The following is an 18913-nucleotide window of genomic DNA, read 5'->3' as shown; positions in this document are numbered from 1 at the left end:
TTCCACCACCATGACCCGCGTGATCGCCGGGTCGGCCGGCGGCCGCCGGCTGGCCGTACCGCCCGGCCGGGGCACCCGTCCGACTTCCGACAAGGCCCGCGAGGCGATGTTCTCCACGCTGGAGGCGTTCCGCGGCACCCTGCACGGCGCCCGGATGCTGGACCTGTTCGGCGGATCGGGCGCGGTCGGCCTGGAGGCGCTGTCGCGCGGCGCCGAGCACGTCCTGCTGGTCGAGGCGGACGGCCAGGCGGCCCGGGTGATCCGGGAGAACGTCCGCACGATCGGCCTGCCGGGCGCCGAGGTGCGGGCCGCCAAGGCGGAGAAGGTGATCGCCGGGCCGCCCCCGCAGGCCCCCTACGACCTGGTCTTCCTCGACCCGCCGTACGCCGTGACGGACGGGGAACTGCGCGAGATGCTGATCACACTGTCGGCTGGGGGCTGGCTCGCGGAGGACGCACTCGTCACCGTGGAGCGCAGCACCCGTGGCGGCGAGTTCGGCTGGCCCGAGGGCTTCGAGGTGCTGCGCTCCCGCCGCTACGGCGAGGGCACGCTCTGGTACGGTCGCGCCGCCGCCGGGGCCAGCGATCACGAGTAGCGGGCTGCGGCCCGCAGCAGCCGTCACCCCACGAGGGAGCACACACGCCATGCGCCGAGCCGTCTGCCCCGGTTCGTTCGACCCGATCACCAACGGCCACCTCGACATCATCGAGCGGGCCTCGAAGCTGTACGACGTGGTGCATGTCGCGGTCCTGATCAACCGGAACAAGCAGGGCATGTTCACCATCGAGGAGCGGATCGGCCTGATCGAGGAGGTCACCGCCCAGTTCGGGAACGTGGTGGTCGAGTCGCACCACGGCCTGCTGGTGGACTTCTGCCGGGAGCGCGGCATCCCCGCGATCATCAAGGGCCTGCGCGCGGTCAGCGACTTCGACTACGAGCTGCAGATGGCGCAGATGAACCACGGCCTGACCGGCGTGGAGACGCTGTTCGTGCCGACCTCGCCGACGTACAGCTTCCTCTCCTCGACGCTGGTCAAGGAGGTCGCCTCGTACGGCGGCGACGTCTCGCACCTGCTGCCGGAGACGGTGCACGGCCGCCTGGTCGAGCGGATCGCGGAGCGCAAGGCGGAGCAGTAGGCCGGGCGGCAGGGTTCGTCCTTTTCTGCCGGTTCGTCACGACTTGTCCGAGGCGATGGGGGCGGGTTCGGCTCGGGCGTTGTGAGGTCGCCGCACGGGGGCCGTACAGTCTGTATTCCTGCCCTGCGGTGAGGTCCACCGCGCCGGGCCTGCCTCCGCCGGACCGTCGGCGGCACACGGAAAGACGAAGCCCCGTGGACGTGCAGAACAAGGTCGACGAGATCGTGGCGGCGGTCGAGAACGCCCGCTCGATGCCGATGTCGGCCTCCTGCGTGGTGAACCGGGCCGAACTGATCGGCCTGCTCAACGACCTCAAGGCGGCCCTGCCCGCCGAACTCGCCCAGGCCCAGTCGGTGATGGCCGACCACGAGCAGGTGGTGGCCGGCGCCCAGGCCGAGGCGGACCGGATCATCCAGGGCGCGCACGCCGAGCGCGGTTCGCTCATCTCCGACACCGAGGTGGTCCGGCGGGCCCAGGCCGAGGCCGACCGGATCCTGGCCGAGGCCCGCGCCGAGGTCGACGCCCAGCGTGCCGAGGCCGACGACTACGTGGACAGCAAGCTCGCCAACTTCGAGGTCGTGCTGACCAAGACGCTCGGCGCGGTCGGCCGCGGCCGGACCAAGCTGCGCGGCGACTCCGGCGTCTTCGAGACCGAGGGCGAGACCGACGGCGAGGAGTTCCAGCCGCAGCGGACCACCCCGAGCCCCGAGGTCGACGAGTACGTCGACGTGAAGCTCGCCACCCTGGAGAACGTGCTCAGCGCCACCCTGGAGGCGGTCGGCAAGGGCCGCGACAAGCTGCTCGGCAAGAAGCCGATCGACGACTTGGGCGCCTACCTGGCCGCCGCCGACGAGGCCCAGCAGGCCAAGGAGCGCGCCGAGGCGGTGGCCGCCGGCTTCGCCGCGGACGCCGACGCCGACGGCGCCGACATCGCCTGGTACCGCGAGGACGTCCCCCAGCAGCAGACCTGGCCCGAGCAGACCCCGGCCGCGGCCGGTTGGCAGACCCCCGGCGCCGACCAGTACGCGGCGGCCGCCCAGCACCAGGGCGGACAGCCCCACGACGGGCAGCACCAGGTCGGCCAGCACCAGGCCGGGCAGTACACCGAGGTGTACGGCGGCGGCTTCGACCAGGCCGCCCAGAGTGACCCGTACAACACCCAGTGGGGCCACCAGCAGGGCGGCTACCCCCAGCAGCAGCCCCACTACGAGGGCCAGCAGCACCAGGGCCAGCAGCAGGGCGCCTACGGCTATCCGCAGCAGCAGGACGGCTACGGGGCCCAGTCGTACGACGGCTACGACTACCCGCAGCAGCCCGCCCTCCCCCCGGCCGTGCCGCACCAGCAGCAGGGTCTGGAGGAGACCAGCTTCTTCGACACCAGCATGATCGACATGACCCGGCTGCGGGAGCTCGGCGGCCGCTGACCAGCCCCGGCGGGACTGCCCGGGAGTCTCCTGACGGGACCGAAGTTGGGCCTGGCGGGAGACTCCGGTAGTCTGACCACTCCGGCATCCCCATGTCCGGCTGTCGGCTTGCCTGCGCAAGGTCGACCGGTGATGGGGGCCACAGCGTTGATTCCTATGGAAGTCAGGACACCTTGAACCGCCTCGACCACCGCGACCCCCTCGTGTTCGACACGCACGAGCTGGGTCGTCGTCCGGGCGCGATGCGCAAGGTGAGCCGGACCCTGGAGGCCCCCGAGGGCTTCGGGATCATCGACGTGATCGGCGTCCCGGAGAAGAGCCCGATCGAGCTCGAACTCCGCCTGGAGTCCGTGGTCGAGGGCGTGCTGGTCACCGGCACCGCCGAGGCCCACGTCGAGGGCGAGTGCGTCCGGTGCCTGGAGCCCGTCGACTTCGACGTCGACGTGGACTTCCAGGAGCTGTACTACTACCCGGAGTCCGACGAGCGTCACCGCGCCCGGACCACCGGGGCCGAGGACCTCGACGAGGACTCGGAAGAAGAGACTTACCGTCTGGAGGGCGACTTCTTCGACCTCCAGCCGGTGCTGCGTGACGCGGTGGTGCTCGCACTGCCGCTGCAGCCGGTGTGCCAGGAAGACTGCCTGGGCCTGTGCTCCGAGTGCGGAGCGCGCCTGAGCGACGACCCGGCGCACCACCACGACGCCGTCGACCCCCGGTGGGCGGCTCTGCAGGGACTCTCCGCCGACTCCGGCGACGAGGCCCGTGGCGAAGCCGCTGATCTGCGGCGGGGAATCAAGAACAGCGACACCCGTGAGGGTCTCGCCGAGAACCAGGAGAAGTAGCCGTGGCTGTCCCGAAGCGGAAGATGTCGCGCAGCAACACGCGCCACCGCCGGTCCAACTGGAAGGCCGTCGTTCCGGCCCTCGTGGCGTGCGACCGCTGCCACGAGCCGAAGCTGGGCCACATCGCGTGCCCGAGCTGCGGCACGTACAACCGTCGCCAGGTCCTCTCGGTCTGATCGGCGGGGTGCACGGATCGATGTCGGACGGTAACTCCACCCGCAAGGCGTCCTCTGCCTCGAAGGGCTCTTCGGGCAGCGGCAAGGCCGGCGGGCCGGCTTCGACCGAATACGACGTCCTGGAAGGGCGCCTCGGGTACACGCTCGAGCGCGCCCTTCTGGTACGTGCCCTGACCCACCGCTCGTACGCGTACGAGAACGGGGGTCTGCCCACCAACGAGCGCCTGGAGTTCCTCGGCGACTCGGTGCTGGGCCTGGTGGTGACCGACACCCTCTACCGCGTCCACCCGGACGTCCCGGAGGGCACGCTCGCCAAGCTGCGCGCCGCGGTGGTCAACTCCCGCGCGCTCGCGGACGTCGGCCGGGGCCTGGACCTCGGCGCGTTCATCCGGCTCGGCAAGGGCGAGGAGGGCACCGGCGGCCGCGACAAGTCGTCGATCCTCGCCGACACCGTCGAGGCCGTGATCGGGGCCATCTACCTGGACCGCGGTCTGGAGGCGGCCACCGAGTTCGTCCACCGGCTGTTCGACCCGCTGATCGAGGAGTCCTCTCAGCTGGGCGCCGGCCTGGACTGGAAGACCAGCCTCCAGGAACTCACCGCCTCGGTGGGCATCGGAGTGCCCGAGTACGTGGTCATGGAGTCCGGTCCGGACCACGAGAAGACCTTCACCGCAGCGGCCCGGGTGGCCGGCCAGGACTTCGGCAGCGGCGTCGGCCGCTCGAAGAAGGAAGCCGAGCAGAAGGCCGCCGAGAGCGCCTGGCGCGCGATCAAGGAGAAGTACGCCGACCGGCTGCCCGCGGGCGCCTGACGAAGAAGTAGCCTTCACTCCTGCTGATCCGTTTCGAAGCAGGAGGCCTGTTCCCGTGCCCGAACTCCCCGAGGTCGAGGTCGTCCGCCGCGGTCTGGCGAACTGGGTCGCCGGGCGGACCGTCCGCGACGTCCAGGTGCTGCACCCGCGCGCGGTGCGCCGCCAGCCGGCGGGCGCGGCCGACTTCACGGCGCGGCTGACCGGCACCACCCTCGGCACCGCGCAGCGCCGCGGCAAGTACCTCTGGGTGCCGCTCGGCGGCAGCGGCGCGGGCTTCTCGCTGATCGGCCACCTCGGGATGAGCGGCCAACTCCTCGTCCAGGAGCCGACGGCGGCGGACGAGACCCACCTGCGGGTCCGGCTGCGCTTCACCGACGGCGGGCGCGAGCTGCGCTTCGTCGACCAGCGGACCTTCGGTGGCCTGGCCGTCGAGGAGGCCGAGGAGGGCGACCCGGAGGGCACGCCGGTCTCCATCGCGCACATCGCCCGCGACCCGCTCGACCCGCGCTTCGACGACGCCGCCTTCGTGGCCGCGCTGCGCGCCAAGCGCACCACCGTCAAGCGCGCGCTGCTCGACCAGACCCTGATCAGCGGCGTCGGCAACATCTACGCCGACGAGGCGCTGTGGCGCTCCGGACTGCACTACGACCGCCCGACCGCGACCGTCACCCGCCCGCAGGCCGCGCTGCTGCTGGCCAACGCCCGGGACGTGATGACGGCGGCGCTGGCCGTGGGCGGCACCAGCTTCGACAGCCTGTACGTCAACGTCAACGGCGAGAGCGGCTACTTCTCCCGGGACCTCGACGCCTACGGCCGGGAGCACGAGCCCTGCCGCCGCTGCGGCACCGCGATACGGCGGGCCGCCTGGATGAACCGTTCCAGCTACTTCTGCCCCCGCTGCCAGCGCGTGCCGCGGGTCCGCAGCGGGGGCTGAGGTCAGGGCCTGACTCCCGGGTTCCGGCGGACCCGGCAGGGACCCGGGAAGCGGGCCCTCCTACTTGTGGGCGAGCTCCGGGTGTTCGGCGGACGCCTCGCCCAGGGCTCCGTGGTCGCCCTGGCCGAAGTAGGCGACGCCGACCGCCGAGACCACGGCGAGCAGGAAGCCGGCCGCGCCGAGCCAGCCCAGGCCGGCCTTGGAGGAGTCGCCGAGCCAGAGCACGCCGACCGCGCCGGGCAGCACCGTCTCGCCGACCACCAGCGCGGCGGTGGCGCCGTTGACCGAGCCGATCTGCAGCGCCACGGTGTGGATGTACATGCCGCCGAGGCCGCCGACCAGGACCGCGTACAGGGCCGGGTCGGAGAGCAGCGTGCCGAGCTGGAACGGGTCGAGGCCGTTCAGGATCCGCACGCCGACGCCCAGGCCGCCGAAGCCGAGGCCGGAGAGCAGACCGGCGACGATCGCACCCTTGGAGCCCATCCGGCGCACCAGCAGGCTGCCGCCGGCCAGCAGCACGGTGGTGATGATCAGCAGGCCCCAGTGGAAGGCCATCGACGCGTGGTGACCGCCTTCGGGGCCGGCCGAGACGGCCAGCAGCACCAGCGCCGAGCAGAGCACGCCGATCGAGACCCACTCCAGCTGCTTGAGCCGGATGCCCAGCAGCTTGATGCTCAGCACCGCGGTGATCACCAGGTTGGCGCTGATGATGGTCTGGGAGAGGAACAGCGGCAGCAGGCGCGCGGCCAGTGCGCCGAGCCCGAATCCGATCAGGTCGAGCACCGTGCCGAGGATGAACTCCCAGGTGACGGCGGCCTTGGCGGTGGAGGACAGGCTCGGCCCGCCGTGCTCGGTGGTCGCGGTGGTGGCGCCCCTGGCCGCCTCCTCCCGGGCGGAGCGGCGGGATCCGACGGCCTGCAGGACCGAGCCGGTGCCGTAGCAGGCGGATGCCGCCACGGCCGTGACGAGGCCGATGATCACCGAGCGCTCCGATCGGGGTGTTGGGTCAAGAGAAGGTCATGGGACTCGCGGTCCGGGAACAGTCTGCCCGTTCGCGCGGTAGCGTCGGGACGCCCCTCGGGCCGGCCCCCGAACCGCCCGGGCCCGCCGGGACGTACGTCCGGCCGCCGCCAGGGGTTCCCACGGTTCGACGGTCTCGGGGTCCGTCCGGGGAAATCTCATCCGCGAGAAGGGGAGCCGCCCCGGCGGACGGCGGGGAATCTTGTCATAACCAGTATGCGAAGGGTATGCCGTGCTCCGGCGCCGGTCACGGTAGCGTCGGGGACATGAGAACCCTTGCACGACGTTCCCGGGGCGCCGGGCCACTTGCCCTGGTGGCGGCGCTGCTCGGGCTGCTGATGCTGCTCGCGCCGGCGGCCTCGGCCGCCAGCGGTCTGAGCGACGCCGCGGCCACCCTGAAGAAGGGCCAGGTCTACGTCGCCCCGACGATGCAGGACCGGTTCAGTCAGGCTCAGGCGGACGCGCTGACCAAGAAGATCGAGAAGGCCGACAAGCCGATCTTCATCGCGGTCGTCCCCGACGCCGCCAACAAGGACACCGTCCTCACGGACCTGCGCACCCTGGTGGGCATCGACGGCGTCTACGGCGTCTGGCGGGGCACCAGCGGCTTCATGGCCCGCTCCGACCGCGGCGCGATGGGCGTCGGCGTCGCGGACCGGATCGGTGGCGCCGTCGCCCGTGCCGACAAGGGCGACATCAACGCCACCCTGAACGACTTCGTCGACCAGGCCGCCCCGCAGACCAAGGGCACCGGGGTCAACCACAGCACCTCGATCGCCTGGGTGATCATCCCGGTCGTGCTGGTGGTCCTGGCCGGTGCCGGTGTCTTCTTCCTCTTCCGCCGCGCCAAGAAGCGCAAGGAGGAGCAGGCCCGCGCTGAGCTGGAGCAGCTGCGCCGCGTGGTGGACGAGGACATCACCGCCTTCGGCGTGGAGCTCGAGCGGCTCGACTTCAACCCCGGCGCGGCCGACGCGGACGACGCCCAGCGCACCGACTACAGCCACGCCCTGGACTCGTACGAGAAGGCCAAGCGGCTGATGGGCGAGGCCAAGAAGCCCGAGGACGTCAAGCAGGTCACCGAGGCGATCGAGGACGGCCGGTTCCAGCTGGCCACCCTGGCGGCCCGGCGCGAGAAGCGCCCGCTGCCCGAGCGCCGTCCCCCGTGCTTCATGGACCCGCGGCACGGCCCGTCGGTCAAGGACGTCGACTGGGCCCCGGCCGGCGGCTCCGCCCGTCCCGTCCCGGTCTGCCAGGCCGACGCGGACCGGGTGGCGGCCGGTCTCGACCCGGCGGTGCGCACCGTCGACACCGAGTACGGCCCGCAGCCGTACTGGAACGCCGGTCCGGCCTACGCTCCGTACGCGGGCGGCTACTACAGCGGCTTCGGCGGCGGCGGTCTGCTGCCGGGCCTGCTGGTCGGCACCATGCTCGGTTCGATGATGAGCAGCCCGGCCTACGCGGCGGCGCCGATGATGGAGGGCGGCCACGGCGGCTACCAGGACCAGTACGAGGGCGGCGACTACACCGGCGCCGACTTCAACGCCGGGGACTTCGGCGGCAGCGACTGGAGTGGTGGCGGCGACTTCGGGGGCGGCGGGGACTTCGGCGGCGGCGGGGACTGGTGACCCCCCTGATCCGCTGATCGTCCGCGATCCCGACGGCCCCGCCGGTGCACTCCGGCGGGGCCGTTCCGCGCCCGGACGGCCCCGGGCCGGACGGTCGAGGGCCGGACGGTCGCGGGCACCGTGGAGCTGTGACCGCCCCCGCGCCCGGCTAGGGTCGGGGGCATGCACGGTCGCGATGCCCACAGTGATGAACCGGTCCGGGTGACCGCCTGGGTCCGGGGGAAGGTCCAGGAGGTCGGGTTCCGCTGGTGGACCAGGGCACGGGCGCTGGAGATCGGCCTGACCGGGTACGCCAGCAACCTCGGCGACGGCCGGGTGCAGGTGGTGGCCGAGGGGCTCGCCGCCGACTGCGAGCTGCTGCTGGCCCTGCTGCGCGGGCCCGACACGCCCGGCGCGGTGAGCGGTGTGACCGAGATCTGGACCGCCGTCGGCGCAGGTTACGAGGGCTTCGAGATCCGCTGAGCCCCGGTTTTCCGGCCCCGTGCCGGGGTCCCGCCGAAAAGATCGGCAACCGCCGGTGTCATACGGTTGCCATTCGGGCAGACTCGTGGTTGACTCCGCATCGAACGATGATCCACGAGCACGTGGTGGACCCGGGCCCGAGACCCCCAGGCGTGACGACACCGCCGGGCAGGTGACAGGGGCGCGGTAGCGTGCGGTGATCGTGTTGACCCGTACCGTCTTTGGTGAGACGCTTGAAGCCCGCGCACACGATCGCGTTCTCCGGCAGGCACATGCCCTCGTGAGCCCAGCTCACGGTGGTCGTGCCGTAGTGCCTAGCCAGCACTTCCGGTGCGCGCCGCGCGTGCGTCCCCCTTCCCCCTAGACCTGTACCGTTCCGGTTCGGTCACTCAGCGTGGAGGACCATTCATCATGGCAAAGGCGCTTCTCGGGTACGTCGGCGGCCCCGACCCGCGAATGCTCTCCGAGATGCGACGGCTTCAGCAGCGCGTCCAGGACCTTGAAGCCGAGCTCCTTCGGATGCAGGCTGAGAACGACGCTCTGACCGCTGTCGCTGGCGAGCACTCGCTGCTCAACAGCATCGATCTGGATCAGCGGGAGCCGGCTCTCACCTGAGTCCTGCTCCCGGTCCTCGCAGATCGACGCCGCTGTGCACTGAGCCGCCCCGAAAGGGACGCAGCTTTGCAAGGGACGCCCTGATGTGGCGTCCCTTCGTCGTGTCGGACTCCGGATACAGTCGGTTCCCGTCGTGAGCGATTGAGGAGACCGGCCGCGTGCACCTGAAGAGTCTGACGCTGCGCGGATTCAAGTCCTTCGCCTCCAGCACCACTCTGCGCTTCGAGCCGGGCATCACCTGCGTGGTCGGGCCGAACGGCTCCGGCAAGTCCAACGTGGTGGACGCGCTGTCCTGGGTGATGGGCGAGCAGGGGGCCAAGTCGCTGCGCGGCGGCAAGATGGAGGACGTCATCTTCGCCGGGACCAGCGGGCGCGCCCCGCTCGGCCGCGCCGAGGTCAGCCTCACCATCGACAACGGCGACGGCGCCCTGCCGATCGACTACGCCGAGGTGACGATCACCCGGACCATGTTCCGCAACGGCGGCAGCGAGTACGCGCTCAACGGCGAGACCTGCCGCCTGCTGGACATCCAGGAGCTGCTCTCCGACTCCGGCATCGGCCGCGAGATGCACGTCATCGTCGGACAGGGGCAGCTCGACTCGGTCCTGCACGCCGACCCGATGGGCCGGCGCGCCTTCATCGAGGAGGCGGCCGGCGTCCTCAAGCACCGCAGGCGCAAGGAGAAGGCGCTGCGGAAGCTGGACGCGATGCAGGCCAACCTCAACCGCGTCCAGGACCTGGTGGCCGAGCTGCGCCGCCAACTCGGACCGCTCGGCCGACAGGCCCGGATCGCCCGCCGCGCCGCCGGTATCCAGGCCGACCTGCGCGACGCCCGGCTGCGGCTGCTCGCCGACGACCTGCTCACCCTCCGCCGGGCCGTCGAGGCCGAGGTCGCCGACGAACTCGCGCTGCGGCTGCGCCGCACCACCGTCGAACAGGAGCTGGCCCGCGCGGTGCAGGCCGAACGGGTCCTGGAGGCGCAGGTCCAGCAGCTCGGCCCGAGCCTGGAGACCGCCCGGCACACCTGGTACCGGCTCTCCGCCCTCGCCGAGCGCGCCCGCGGCACGATCGGGCTCGCCGAGGCCCGGGTCCGGCACGCCGTCGCCGGGGGCGCGGCCGAGGAACGGCGCGGACGGGACCCGGAGGAGCTGGAGCGGGAGGCCGAGCGGGTCCGCGAGGAGGAGGCCGCGCTCGCCGAGGCGCTGGAGGAGGCCCAGTACGCCCTGGCCGAGGCCGTCGAACGCAAGAGCGAGCTGGAACGCGGGCTGGCCGCCGAGGAGCGCCGGCTGCGCGAGGCCGCCCGGGCCATCGCCGACCGCCGGGAGGGACTGGCCCGGTTGCAGGGGCAGGCCGCCGCCGCCCGCTCCCGGGCCGGCTCGGCCGAGGCCGAGATCGGCCGGCTCACCGAGGCCAGGGACGAGGCACTGCTGCGCGCCGGGGCCGCGCAGGGCGAACTGGACGAGCTCCAGCAGCAGGTGGACGGGCTGACCGGGGACGACGGGCAGACCGAGACCGCGCACCGGCAGGCCCGGGCCAGGCTGGCCGAGGTCGAACGGGAGCTGGCCGCCGCCCGGGACGCGGCCGGGGCCGCCGAGCGCGAACGGGCCGGGCTCACCGCGCGGCACGAGGCGCTCTCGCTCGGTCTGCGCCGCAAGGACGGCACCGGTGCGCTGCTCGACGCGGGGGAGCGGCTGACCGGACTGCTCGGCCCGGCCGCCGCGCTGCTGCGGATCGAGCCCGGCCACGAGGTGCCGGTCGCCGCCGCGCTCGGGGCGGCCGCCGACGCGGTGGCCGTCGGCTCACCGGACGCCGCCGCGGCAGCCCTGCGGCTGCTGCGCGCCCAGGACGCCGGGCGGGCCGCGCTGTTGGTCGCGGGTGCCCCGGAATTCGCGCCTGCCGACGGCGAGTTGCCCGACGGAGCCCGGTGGGCCGCCGAACTGGTCGACGGTCCGGCCGAGTTCCTCGCCGCCGTACGGAACCGGCTGGCCGGGGTGGCGGTGGTCGCCGACCTGGACCACGCGCTGCGGCTGGTCGCCGAACGTCCCGAGCTGTCCGCCGTGACCGTCGAGGGCGACCGGCTCGGCGCAGGCTTCGCGCAGGGCGGCTCCGGCGGTGCGCCCAGCCTGGTGGAGACCCAGGCGGCGGTGGACCAGGCGGCCCGGGCGATCGACGAACTCGCCCTCCGTTGCGCCGAGTCGACCGAGCGACTGGCCGAACTCGACGAACTGCGCCGGGAGTCGGCGGCCGAGGTCGAGCGACTCGGCGAACTGCGGCGGCAGGCGGAGAAGGACCGGGCGCAGGTCGCGGGGGCGCTGGGCCGGCTCGGCGGGCAGGCCCGTGCCGCCGCCGGGGAGGCCGAGCGGCTGTCGGCCGCCGCGGCCCGGGCCGAGCAGGGCCTGGCCGAGCTGCTCGCCGCCGCCGAGGAGTCGGCCGAACGGCTGGCCGCAGCCGAGGAGTCGGCGGAGGCGGGGCAGGACGAGCCGGACCCGGCCGAGCAGCAGCGTCTCGCCGGGGCGGCCTCCGCCGCCCGGCAGGCCGAACTGGAGGCCCGGCTCGCGGTGCGCACCCACGAGGAGCGGGTCCGCGCGCTGGCCGGCCGGGCCGATCAGCTGGACCGGGCCGCCCGCGCGGAACGCGAGGCGCGCGCCAGGGCCGCCGAGCGCCGTCGGCGGGCCGAGCGCGACGCCCGGGTGGCGAACGCCGTGGCGGCGGGCGCCCGGCAGTTGCTGGCCTGCCTGGAGGTGTCGCTGGCCCGCGCCGACGCCGGGCGCGCTGCCGTCGAACAGGAGCTCGCGGAGCGGGAGGCAGAGCTCCGGGAGCACCGTGAGCACGGGCGCGGCCTCAAAGAGGAGCTGGACAAGCTGGTCGACGCAGGACACCGGGACGAGGTGCTGCGGGCGGAGAAGCGGCTGCGGATCGAGCAGCTGGAGGCCCGCGCGCTGGAGGAGTTCGGCATCGACGGCGGCGAGCTGCTGGCCTCGTACGGGCCGGACCAGCCCGTTCCGCCGTCGACGCCGCAGGAGGGGCAGGAACCGGGGGAGCCGTACCCGTACGTCCGGGCCGAGCAGGAGAAGCGGCTGAGGGCCGCCGAGAAGGCGTACCAGCAGCTGGGCAAGGTCAACCCGCTGGCGCTGGAGGAGTTCGCCGCGCTGGAGGAGCGCCACCAGTTCCTCGGCGAGCAGCTGGACGACCTCAAGCGCGGCCGGCGCGATCTGCTGGACATCGTCCGGGACGTCGACCAGCGGGTCGAGCAGCTGTTCACCTCGGCGTACCACGACACCGCCGCCCAGTTCGAGGGCGTCTTCGCCCGGCTCTTCCCCGGTGGGGAGGGGCGGCTGGTACTGACCGACCCGGACAACATGCTCACCACCGGGGTCGAGGTGGAGGCCCGGCCGCCGGGCAAGAAGGTCAAGCGGCTGTCGCTGCTGTCCGGCGGCGAGCGCTCGCTGACCGCAGTGGCGCTGCTGGTGGCGATCTTCAAGGCCCGTCCCAGCCCGTTCTACGTGATGGACGAGGTGGAGGCGGCCCTGGACGAGACCAACCTGCGCCGGCTGATCGGGATCATGGAGGAGCTGCGGGAGAGCTCCCAGCTGATCGTGATCACCCACCAGAAGCTGACCATGGAGTCCGCCGACGCGCTGTACGGCGTGACCATGAAGGGCGACGGGATCTCCCAAGTGATCAGCCAGCGACTGCGCGCGGGGGCACCTCCGGCCGCCAGGCTGCGGGAGGGCGCGGGGAACGGCGGCGTTCGGGCGTCCGAACGGTGACGGTCTAGGCCCGGCTGCGGTCCGGAACGGCTCCGGTCACCGATACTGGAGCAGTTATGGAATACGTGATCCTTGCCGTAGTCATCGCCGTGGTCGCCATCGGCGCGATCGCGGGCCTCGTCGTTTCCGGCAGACGACGCCAGCAGCTGCCCCCGAAGTCGCAGGCGCCGGTCATCACGGCGCCGAAGACCCCGCAGGAGCCCCAGGTCGGCGAGGAGGCCGCGCCGCCGACCGAGGAGCCGCGCCGCACGGTCGAGGAGGTGCCGCTTCCCGAGGCCCCCGAGGTCGAGGTGGAGGCCCCGGCCGAGGCCGAGGTGGCGCCCGCCATCGAGGTCCCCGAGCCCACCGCCGGCCGGCTGGTCCGGCTGCGCTCCCGGCTCTCCCGCTCGCAGAACTCGCTTGGCAAGGGCCTGCTCACGCTGCTCTCCCGCGAGCACCTGGACGAGGACACCTGGGAGGAGATCGAGGACACCCTGCTCACCGCGGACGTCGGCGTCGCCCCGACCCAGGAGCTGGTCGAGCGGCTGCGCACCCGGGTGAAGGTGCTCGGCACCCGTACGCCGGACGAGCTGCGCGGCCTGCTGCGCGAGGAGCTGGTCGAGCTGGTCGGCGAGGACTCGGACCGCACCGTCCGTTCGACCAAGCACGAGCAGGGCCCGGCCGTGGTCCTGGTCGTCGGCGTGAACGGCGTCGGCAAGACCACCACCACCGGCAAGCTGGCCCGGGTGCTGGTCGCCGACGGCCGCACGGTGGTGCTCGGCGCGGCCGACACCTTCCGGGCCGCCGCCGCGGACCAGCTGCAGACCTGGGGCGAGCGGGTCGGTGCGCGCACCGTGCGCGGCCCGGAGGGCGGCGACCCGGCCTCGATCGCCTTCGACGCGGTCAAGGAGGGCATCGCCGAGGGCGCGGACACCGTGCTGATCGACACCGCCGGCCGACTGCACACCAAGACCGGCCTGATGGACGAGCTGGGCAAGGTCAAGCGGGTCGTCGAGAAGCACGGCCCGGTGGACGAGGTGCTGCTGGTGCTGGACGCCACCACCGGCCAGAACGGGCTGATCCAGGCCCGGGTGTTCGCCGAGGTGGTGGACATCACCGGCATCGTGCTGACCAAGCTGGACGGTACGGCCAAGGGCGGCATCGTGGTCGCGGTGCAGCGCGAGCTGGGCGTGCCGGTCAAGCTGATCGGTCTGGGCGAGGGTGCCGACGACCTGGCGCCGTTCGAGCCGGGCGCGTTCGTGGACGCGCTGATCGGGGACTGACCGGGGTCTGCCCGTCGACGAGGGCCCGCTCCTTCGGGGGCGGGCCCTTTCGCGTGCCCGGGAAGGGAAGCCGGTCTCCCCGGGAACGGCTCCTACGAGGCCATCCACGCGGGCTCGGCGGTGCGCTCGCGGCTGCGGTGGCAGGCGTAGGCGAGGGTGCCGAGCAGCAGCCGGGCCTCGGGCGGGCAGCCGGCGTTGTCGCGGGTGGGGCGGCGCAGCCAGCGGACCGGGCCGAGTCCGCGGAGGACGGTGGGCGGGGCGGCGACGTAGCTGCCCTCGCCGTGGCAGGTGAGGTCGAGCTCGGCGTCGTCCCAGCCCATCCGGTACAGCAGGTCGGGCAGGCGGCGGGCGGCGCCGGCGGCGACCAGGAACTGCATCCGGCCGGTGGGCGGGGCGAGCACCGGGCCGACCTGGGTGCCCATCCGCTCCAGCCGGACCAGCGCCTGGAGGCCGGCCTGCTCGGGGACGTCCAGCACGTCGAAGGCGCGGCCGGTGGGGAACAGCAGCGAGCCCCCGGCGCCGGTGGCGGCGCGGTCCGCGGTGCCCGGTACGGGGTGCAGGCCGGGTGCGGCACAGCGGTGGGAACCGCAGGGACAGCGGGTCGGGGCGGTGGCGCCGGTGGCCGGGGTGCCGGTGGCGACCGACCAGCCCCAGCGGCCGGTGTACTCCGCGGCGGCCTGGGACGCGGTGACCTTGGTGCGGCGGCGCGCGCCCAGCGGTGCCAGCCGCAGGTGCCCCAGTCGAAGTTCGCCGAACAGGTTGTCCATGCCTCCCCCAACAGGTTCTCGTTGCCGATGGTTACGGGACGGTGACTGTCTGTTGATTGTCCGTTGCGTGGTGCGTGGTGCGGTGGCGGCGCGCGGCGCTTGGCGTGCGCCTGTTGCGGTGGTGTGCCTCGGGCGCCGCCTTGTGGGGGGCGGCGCCGATGCCGGATCGTCGGGAGCGCGAGGCGGTTGCCGTCCCGAGCGGACGGCGAAATCGCTTGTGACTGCGGTGGATCGCAGGGTCTTCCGGGGCTGGCCGGGGGACTTGGCGGCCCGCATATGCCGGACCGTCGCGACTACCTAGTGAAGCGCGCGCCCCCGGGCTTGGGTTCACTCCTGGGGGTGGCGAAAGGTGGCGTTTCGCCAGGGCCGCTCCCACGGGTGCCTCCCGGGGCACTACGTTCAGCACACGGACGTCGCCGTGGTCCCGCTCCGGGCCGTCGGGGAACGGGAGTTGGGGATCTGACGCACCGTCCACAACGATGGCACACCAGTACGACGGGGCGGTACGCAACACCTCAGGCACGGCACGTCTGGCAAGAGCCCGCAACCGTCGGGCGGTCACGATCGGGGCCCCGCAGGGGCCGGGCGGGATGGGGACGTTCCCATGGCAGAGAAGCAACCCAACGAGAAGCTGACCACGTGGTTCGCCCGCAGCGGCTGGTCCAAGGGCGAGTTGGCCCGCCAGGTCAACCGTCGGGCCCGGCAGATCGGCGCCCACCACGTGTCCACCGACACCTCCCGGGTGCGCCGCTGGCTCGACGGAGAGCAGCCCAGGGAGCCGATCCCCAAGATCATGTCGGAGCTTTTCTCGGAGCGCTTCGGCTCGGTGGTCTCCATCGAGGACCTCGGCCTGCGCGCCGCGATCCCGGTCTCCACCGTCGGCGGCGGCGTGGACCTGCCGTGGAGCGCCCCGCAGACCGTCCAGCTGATCAGCGACTACTCCCGCAGTGACCTGATGCTCAACCGTCGGGGCTTCCTCGGCACCTCGCTCGCGCTGACCGCCGGCGCCGCGCTGATCGAGCCGATGCAGCGCTGGCTCGCCCCCGGCCCGACCGGCGTCCCCACCCCGATCCTCACCGCGGCCAACGGCGGCGAGGCGTTCACCGGCCGGCTCTCCGAGCCCGAGCTGGAACTGCTGGAGCAGACCACGGTCATGTTCCGCCAGTGGGACGCCCAGAACGGCGGCGGGCTGCGCCGCAAGGCCGTGGTCGGCCAACTCCACGAGGTCACCGACCTGCTCCAGGAGACGTACAACGAGGACACCACCAAGCGGCTGTTCCGGCTCACCGCCGAACTCGCCCACCTGGCCGGCTGGATGTCCTACGACGTCGGGATGCACCCGAGCGCGCAGAAGTACTACGTGCTGGCTCTGCACGCGGCCAAGGAGGCCGGCGACCGCCCGTTCGGCGCGCTGATCCTCACCGACATGAGCCGCCAGATGATCCACCTCAACCGGGGCGAGGACGCCCTGGAGCTGATCCACTTGGCGCAGTACGGCAGCCGCGACACCGCCACCCCGCGCCAGCAGTCCCTGCTGTACGCGATGGAGGCGCGCGCCTACGCGACCATCGGCGAGGTCAACCGCTGCGCCCGGGCGATCCGGCTGGCCGAGGACACCTTCACCGACATCCGCGAGGGGGACGGCGACCCGGACTGGCTGAAGTTCTTCTCGCCGGCCGAGCTGAACGCCGAGAACGCCCACTCGTACCGCGACCTCGCGTACCACTCGGACAACGCCCAGCTGTACGCCTCGCTGTCGGCGCCGGTGATGGAGCGCGCGGTCGACCTGTTCCGCCAGGACGAGGACCACGTGCGCTCGTACGCCTTCAACCTGATCGGCATGGCCAGCGTGCACCTGCTGCAGAAGGAGGCCGAGGAGGCCGTCCGGTACGCCGAGCAGGCGGTGGACATCGCGACCAAGGTGCGGTCGGAGCGGCTGAACTCCCGGGTCCGCAAGACCACGGAGGCGGCGTCCGCCCGGTTCCTGGGCGTGGACGCGGTGAGCCGGCTCAAGGAGCGGGTGGTCCAGGACATCCCGGAGTTCGTCTCGGTGGTCTGAGCGACCCCCGGGTGAGGACTCCACCGACCGTGACGGCCGCCGCCGTCACGGTCGGTGGCGTGTCCGGCGACGGACCGTGCGGTGCGGCGGCACGGTAGCCCATCCGGCCCTGCGGCGGGGCCGCGGTTCACGCGCCCGTAACCCGCGCGTCGCATGCGTCACCGCGGCGAAACAACCGGCCGCACTGGCCGAAACCAGCCTTCGGCACTCTCCTGTTCATCGCCGCCATCCCGGGTGGCACGGGACAGGTACCCGGGGGGTGGAGCGGCTTTCACGCAGAGGAGACGCCGATGCCGGACGGCTTCAGCGCGGGCGACACCGCCTTCGTGCTCATCAGTGCGGCCCTGGTCATGGTGATGACCCCGGGCCTGGCCTTCTTCTACGGGGGCATGGTCAGGGCCAAGAGCACGTTGAACATGCTGGCGATGAGCTTCCTCTCGCTCGGCATCGTCAGCGTGCTCTGGGTCCTCTACGGCTACTCGCTCAGCTTCGGGCCGGACGCCTTCGCCGGACTCATCGGCAACCTGGACTTCCTCGGGATGCGCGGCATCGGGCTGAACGAGCTGTCCGGGTCGATCCCGGTGACGGCCTTCGCGGTCTTCCAGCTGATGTTCGCGATCATCACCCCGGCGCTGATCAGCGGCGCCATCGCCGACCGGGCCAGGTTCTCCGCCTGGGGCCTGTTCATCGCGCTCTGGGTGTCGGTCGTCTACTTCCCGGTCGCGCACTGGGTGTTCTTCGTGGACAACGGCCACGGCGGCTGGCTGGGCGACAGAAACGGCGTGATCGACTTCGCGGGCGGGACGGCCGTGCACATCAACGCCGGGGTCGCGGGCCTCGCGCTCTGCCTGGTGCTGGGCAAGCGGGTCGGCTTCAAGAAGGACCCGATGCGCCCGCACAGCCTGCCGCTGGTGATGCTCGGCTCCGGGCTGCTCTGGTTCGGCTGGTTCGGCTTCAACGCGGGCTCGGCGCTGGCCGCCAACGGCGTGGCCGCGATGGCGATGGTGAACACCCAGGTGGCCACCGGCGCGGCGCTGGTCGGCTGGCTGGTCTTCGAGAAGCTGAAGCACGGCGCGTTCACCACGCTGGGCGCCGCCTCCGGCGCGGTGGCCGGACTGGTCGCGATCACCCCGGCCTGCGGTTCGGTGAGCCCGCTCGGCGCGGTGGCGATCGGCCTGATCGCGGGTGCCGTCTGCGCCGCCGCCGTCTCCCTCAAGTACCGCTGGGGCTTCGACGACTCGCTCGACGTGGTGGGCGTGCACGCGGTGGGCGGGGCGATCGGCTCGCTGCTGATCGGCCTGTTCGCCACCGGCGGGGTCGGCCAGACGGCCAAGGGCCTGTTCTACGGCGGCGGCCCGGGCCAGCTCGGCAAGCAGGCGATGGGCGTGGCGGTGGTCGCGGCGTACTCCTTCGTGCTGTCCTGGCTGCTGGCCAAGGCGGTCGACAAGCTGGTCGGCTTCCGGGTCGCCGAGGAGGTCGAGGTGGCCGGCATCGACCAGGCCGAGCACGCCGAGTCCGCCTACGATTTCAGCGCCGTCGGAGCGGGCCTGGCCCGGGCGCTCCCGTCCCTGGGCCTCGGGTCCGCGCCCGCCGGGAAGTCCGTTGAGAAGACCGCCGAGAAGTCCGCCGAGAAGACCGAGGTCGACGCCCGATGAAGCTCATCACCGCCGTGATCAAGCCGTACCGACTGGACGAGGTGAAGGCCGCCCTGCAGGCCTTCGGGGTCCACGGCCTGACCGTCACCGAGGCCAGCGGCTACGGCCGACAGCGCGGCCACACCGAGGTCTACCGGGGCGCCGAGTACACCGTGGACCTGGTCCCGAAGATCAGGATCGAGGTCCTGGTCGAGGACGAGGACGCCGACGACCTGATCGACGTCCTGGTGAAGGCCGCCCGGACCGGGAAGATCGGCGACGGCAAGGTGTGGAGCATCCCGGTCGACACCGCCGTCCGTGTCCGCACCGGCGAACGCGGCCCCGACGCCCTGTGAGGCACTGAGCGACCCGGCGGGC

At 72.6% G+C, this 18913-nt stretch carries 17 protein-coding genes; 15 read left to right on the top strand and 2 right to left on the bottom strand.

The features are described 5' to 3' along the window. Positions 1-10 precede the first annotated feature (10 nt). The 7 genes from rsmD to mutM all read left to right on the top strand — a co-directional run bounded on the left by rsmD (position 11) and on the right by mutM (position 5321). Entirely contained in the window at positions 11-595 is a 585-nt protein-coding gene (gene rsmD, locus ACH4J0_RS29815; RefSeq protein ID WP_396243717.1) for a 16S rRNA (guanine(966)-N(2))-methyltransferase RsmD, read from the top strand. A 49-nt stretch (positions 596-644) separates the two neighbouring features. Continuing rightward, the gene (gene coaD, locus ACH4J0_RS29810; RefSeq protein WP_396243716.1) at positions 645-1136 is read left to right on the top strand and encodes a pantetheine-phosphate adenylyltransferase; all 492 of its coding nucleotides are present in this window, start codon (positions 645-647) and stop codon (positions 1134-1136) included. Positions 1137-1330: 194 nt separating this feature from the next. Further along, positions 1331-2560 (top strand): ATP synthase F0 subunit B, encoded by a 1230-nt coding sequence (locus ACH4J0_RS29805; protein WP_396243715.1) that lies wholly within the window; start codon positions 1331-1333, stop codon positions 2558-2560. Between the two features lie 173 nt (positions 2561-2733). After that, the gene (locus ACH4J0_RS29800) at positions 2734-3402 is read left to right on the top strand and encodes a YceD family protein (protein ID WP_396243714.1); all 669 of its coding nucleotides are present in this window, start codon (positions 2734-2736) and stop codon (positions 3400-3402) included. A 2-nt stretch (positions 3403-3404) separates the two neighbouring features. Next, positions 3405-3578, top strand: a complete 174-nt coding sequence (rpmF, locus tag ACH4J0_RS29795; protein ID WP_030056747.1) for a 50S ribosomal protein L32 — start codon at positions 3405-3407, stop codon at positions 3576-3578. A 20-nt stretch (positions 3579-3598) separates the two neighbouring features. After that, a complete protein-coding gene (gene rnc / locus ACH4J0_RS29790; protein WP_396243713.1) occupies positions 3599-4387 on the top strand; it encodes a ribonuclease III in 789 nt (262 codons plus the stop codon). 55 nt (positions 4388-4442) lie between these two features. Beyond that, a complete protein-coding gene (mutM, locus tag ACH4J0_RS29785; RefSeq protein WP_396243712.1) occupies positions 4443-5321 on the top strand; it encodes a bifunctional DNA-formamidopyrimidine glycosylase/DNA-(apurinic or apyrimidinic site) lyase in 879 nt (292 codons plus the stop codon). A 60-nt stretch (positions 5322-5381) separates the two neighbouring features. Here mutM and ACH4J0_RS29780 read toward each other — a convergent pair whose 3' ends face one another. Beyond that, positions 5382-6302 (bottom strand): hypothetical protein, encoded by a 921-nt coding sequence (locus tag ACH4J0_RS29780; RefSeq protein ID WP_396243711.1) that lies wholly within the window; start codon positions 6300-6302, stop codon positions 5382-5384. Positions 6303-6607: 305 nt separating this feature from the next. On the opposite strand from ACH4J0_RS29780, the gene ACH4J0_RS29775 reads away from it, so the two are divergent. From ACH4J0_RS29775 to ftsY, 5 genes are all read left to right on the top strand, one after another. Beyond that, positions 6608-7966, top strand: coding sequence for a hypothetical protein (locus ACH4J0_RS29775; protein ID WP_396243710.1), 1359 nt, complete (start codon positions 6608-6610; stop codon positions 7964-7966). 162 nt (positions 7967-8128) lie between these two features. After that, on the top strand, positions 8129-8428 hold the full coding sequence (locus ACH4J0_RS29770) for an acylphosphatase (RefSeq protein ID WP_396243709.1): 300 nt from the start codon (positions 8129-8131) through the stop codon (positions 8426-8428). Between the two features lie 411 nt (positions 8429-8839). Next, positions 8840-9043: a hypothetical protein gene (locus tag ACH4J0_RS29765; RefSeq protein ID WP_270143783.1), complete on the top strand. Its 204-nt coding sequence runs from the start codon at positions 8840-8842 to the stop codon at positions 9041-9043. Positions 9044-9201: 158 nt separating this feature from the next. Then, the gene (gene smc / locus ACH4J0_RS29760; protein WP_396243708.1) at positions 9202-12813 is read left to right on the top strand and encodes a chromosome segregation protein SMC; all 3612 of its coding nucleotides are present in this window, start codon (positions 9202-9204) and stop codon (positions 12811-12813) included. Positions 12814-12869: 56 nt separating this feature from the next. Beyond that, positions 12870-14075 carry a signal recognition particle-docking protein FtsY gene (gene ftsY, locus ACH4J0_RS29755; protein ID WP_396243707.1) on the top strand — a complete coding sequence of 402 codons (1206 nt, stop codon included), beginning with the start codon at positions 12870-12872 and terminating at the stop codon, positions 14073-14075. A gap of 92 nt (positions 14076-14167) precedes the next feature. Here the strand turns inward: ftsY and ACH4J0_RS29750 are convergent, their stop codons facing one another. Then, entirely contained in the window at positions 14168-14842 is a 675-nt protein-coding gene (locus ACH4J0_RS29750) for a bifunctional DNA primase/polymerase (protein ID WP_396243706.1), read from the bottom strand. A 604-nt stretch (positions 14843-15446) separates the two neighbouring features. On the opposite strand from ACH4J0_RS29750, the gene ACH4J0_RS29745 reads away from it, so the two are divergent. From ACH4J0_RS29745 to ACH4J0_RS29735, 3 genes are all read left to right on the top strand, one after another. After that, complete coding sequence (locus ACH4J0_RS29745) at positions 15447-16901, top strand: tetratricopeptide repeat protein (RefSeq protein WP_396243705.1); 1455 nt, start codon at positions 15447-15449, stop codon at positions 16899-16901. A 290-nt stretch (positions 16902-17191) separates the two neighbouring features. Beyond that, a complete protein-coding gene (locus tag ACH4J0_RS29740; protein WP_396243704.1) occupies positions 17192-18556 on the top strand; it encodes an ammonium transporter in 1365 nt (454 codons plus the stop codon). Next, positions 18553-18891 (top strand): P-II family nitrogen regulator, encoded by a 339-nt coding sequence (locus tag ACH4J0_RS29735; RefSeq protein WP_270143771.1) that lies wholly within the window; start codon positions 18553-18555, stop codon positions 18889-18891. Before ACH4J0_RS29740 ends, ACH4J0_RS29735 begins: the two co-directional genes overlap by 4 nt. Positions 18892-18913: the final 22 nt, after the last annotated feature.

The sequence above is a fragment of the Kitasatospora sp. NPDC017646 genome (assembly GCF_044329365.1).
In the GTDB taxonomy this organism is placed as follows: domain Bacteria; phylum Actinomycetota; class Actinomycetes; order Streptomycetales; family Streptomycetaceae; genus Kitasatospora.
This window is presented reverse-complemented; position numbering and strand designations above follow the sequence as displayed.

Coding starts and splice junctions, on each gene's coding strand:
- coaD (WP_396243716.1), top strand. CDS start 645: ATGCGCCGAGCCGTCTGCCCCGGTTCGTTCGACCCGATCACCAACGGC.
- rsmD (WP_396243717.1), top strand. CDS start 11: ATGACCCGCGTGATCGCCGGGTCGGCCGGCGGCCGCCGGCTGGCCGTA.
- ACH4J0_RS29775 (WP_396243710.1), top strand. CDS start 6,608: ATGAGAACCCTTGCACGACGTTCCCGGGGCGCCGGGCCACTTGCCCTG.
- rnc (WP_396243713.1), top strand. CDS start 3,599: ATGTCGGACGGTAACTCCACCCGCAAGGCGTCCTCTGCCTCGAAGGGC.
- ACH4J0_RS29745 (WP_396243705.1), top strand. CDS start 15,447: ATGGCAGAGAAGCAACCCAACGAGAAGCTGACCACGTGGTTCGCCCGC.
- ACH4J0_RS29750 (WP_396243706.1), bottom strand. CDS start 14,842: ATGGACAACCTGTTCGGCGAACTTCGACTGGGGCACCTGCGGCTGGCA.
- ACH4J0_RS29735 (WP_270143771.1), top strand. CDS start 18,553: ATGAAGCTCATCACCGCCGTGATCAAGCCGTACCGACTGGACGAGGTG.
- ACH4J0_RS29740 (WP_396243704.1), top strand. CDS start 17,192: ATGCCGGACGGCTTCAGCGCGGGCGACACCGCCTTCGTGCTCATCAGT.
- ACH4J0_RS29770 (WP_396243709.1), top strand. CDS start 8,129: ATGCACGGTCGCGATGCCCACAGTGATGAACCGGTCCGGGTGACCGCC.
- ACH4J0_RS29765 (WP_270143783.1), top strand. CDS start 8,840: ATGGCAAAGGCGCTTCTCGGGTACGTCGGCGGCCCCGACCCGCGAATG.
- ftsY (WP_396243707.1), top strand. CDS start 12,870: ATGGAATACGTGATCCTTGCCGTAGTCATCGCCGTGGTCGCCATCGGC.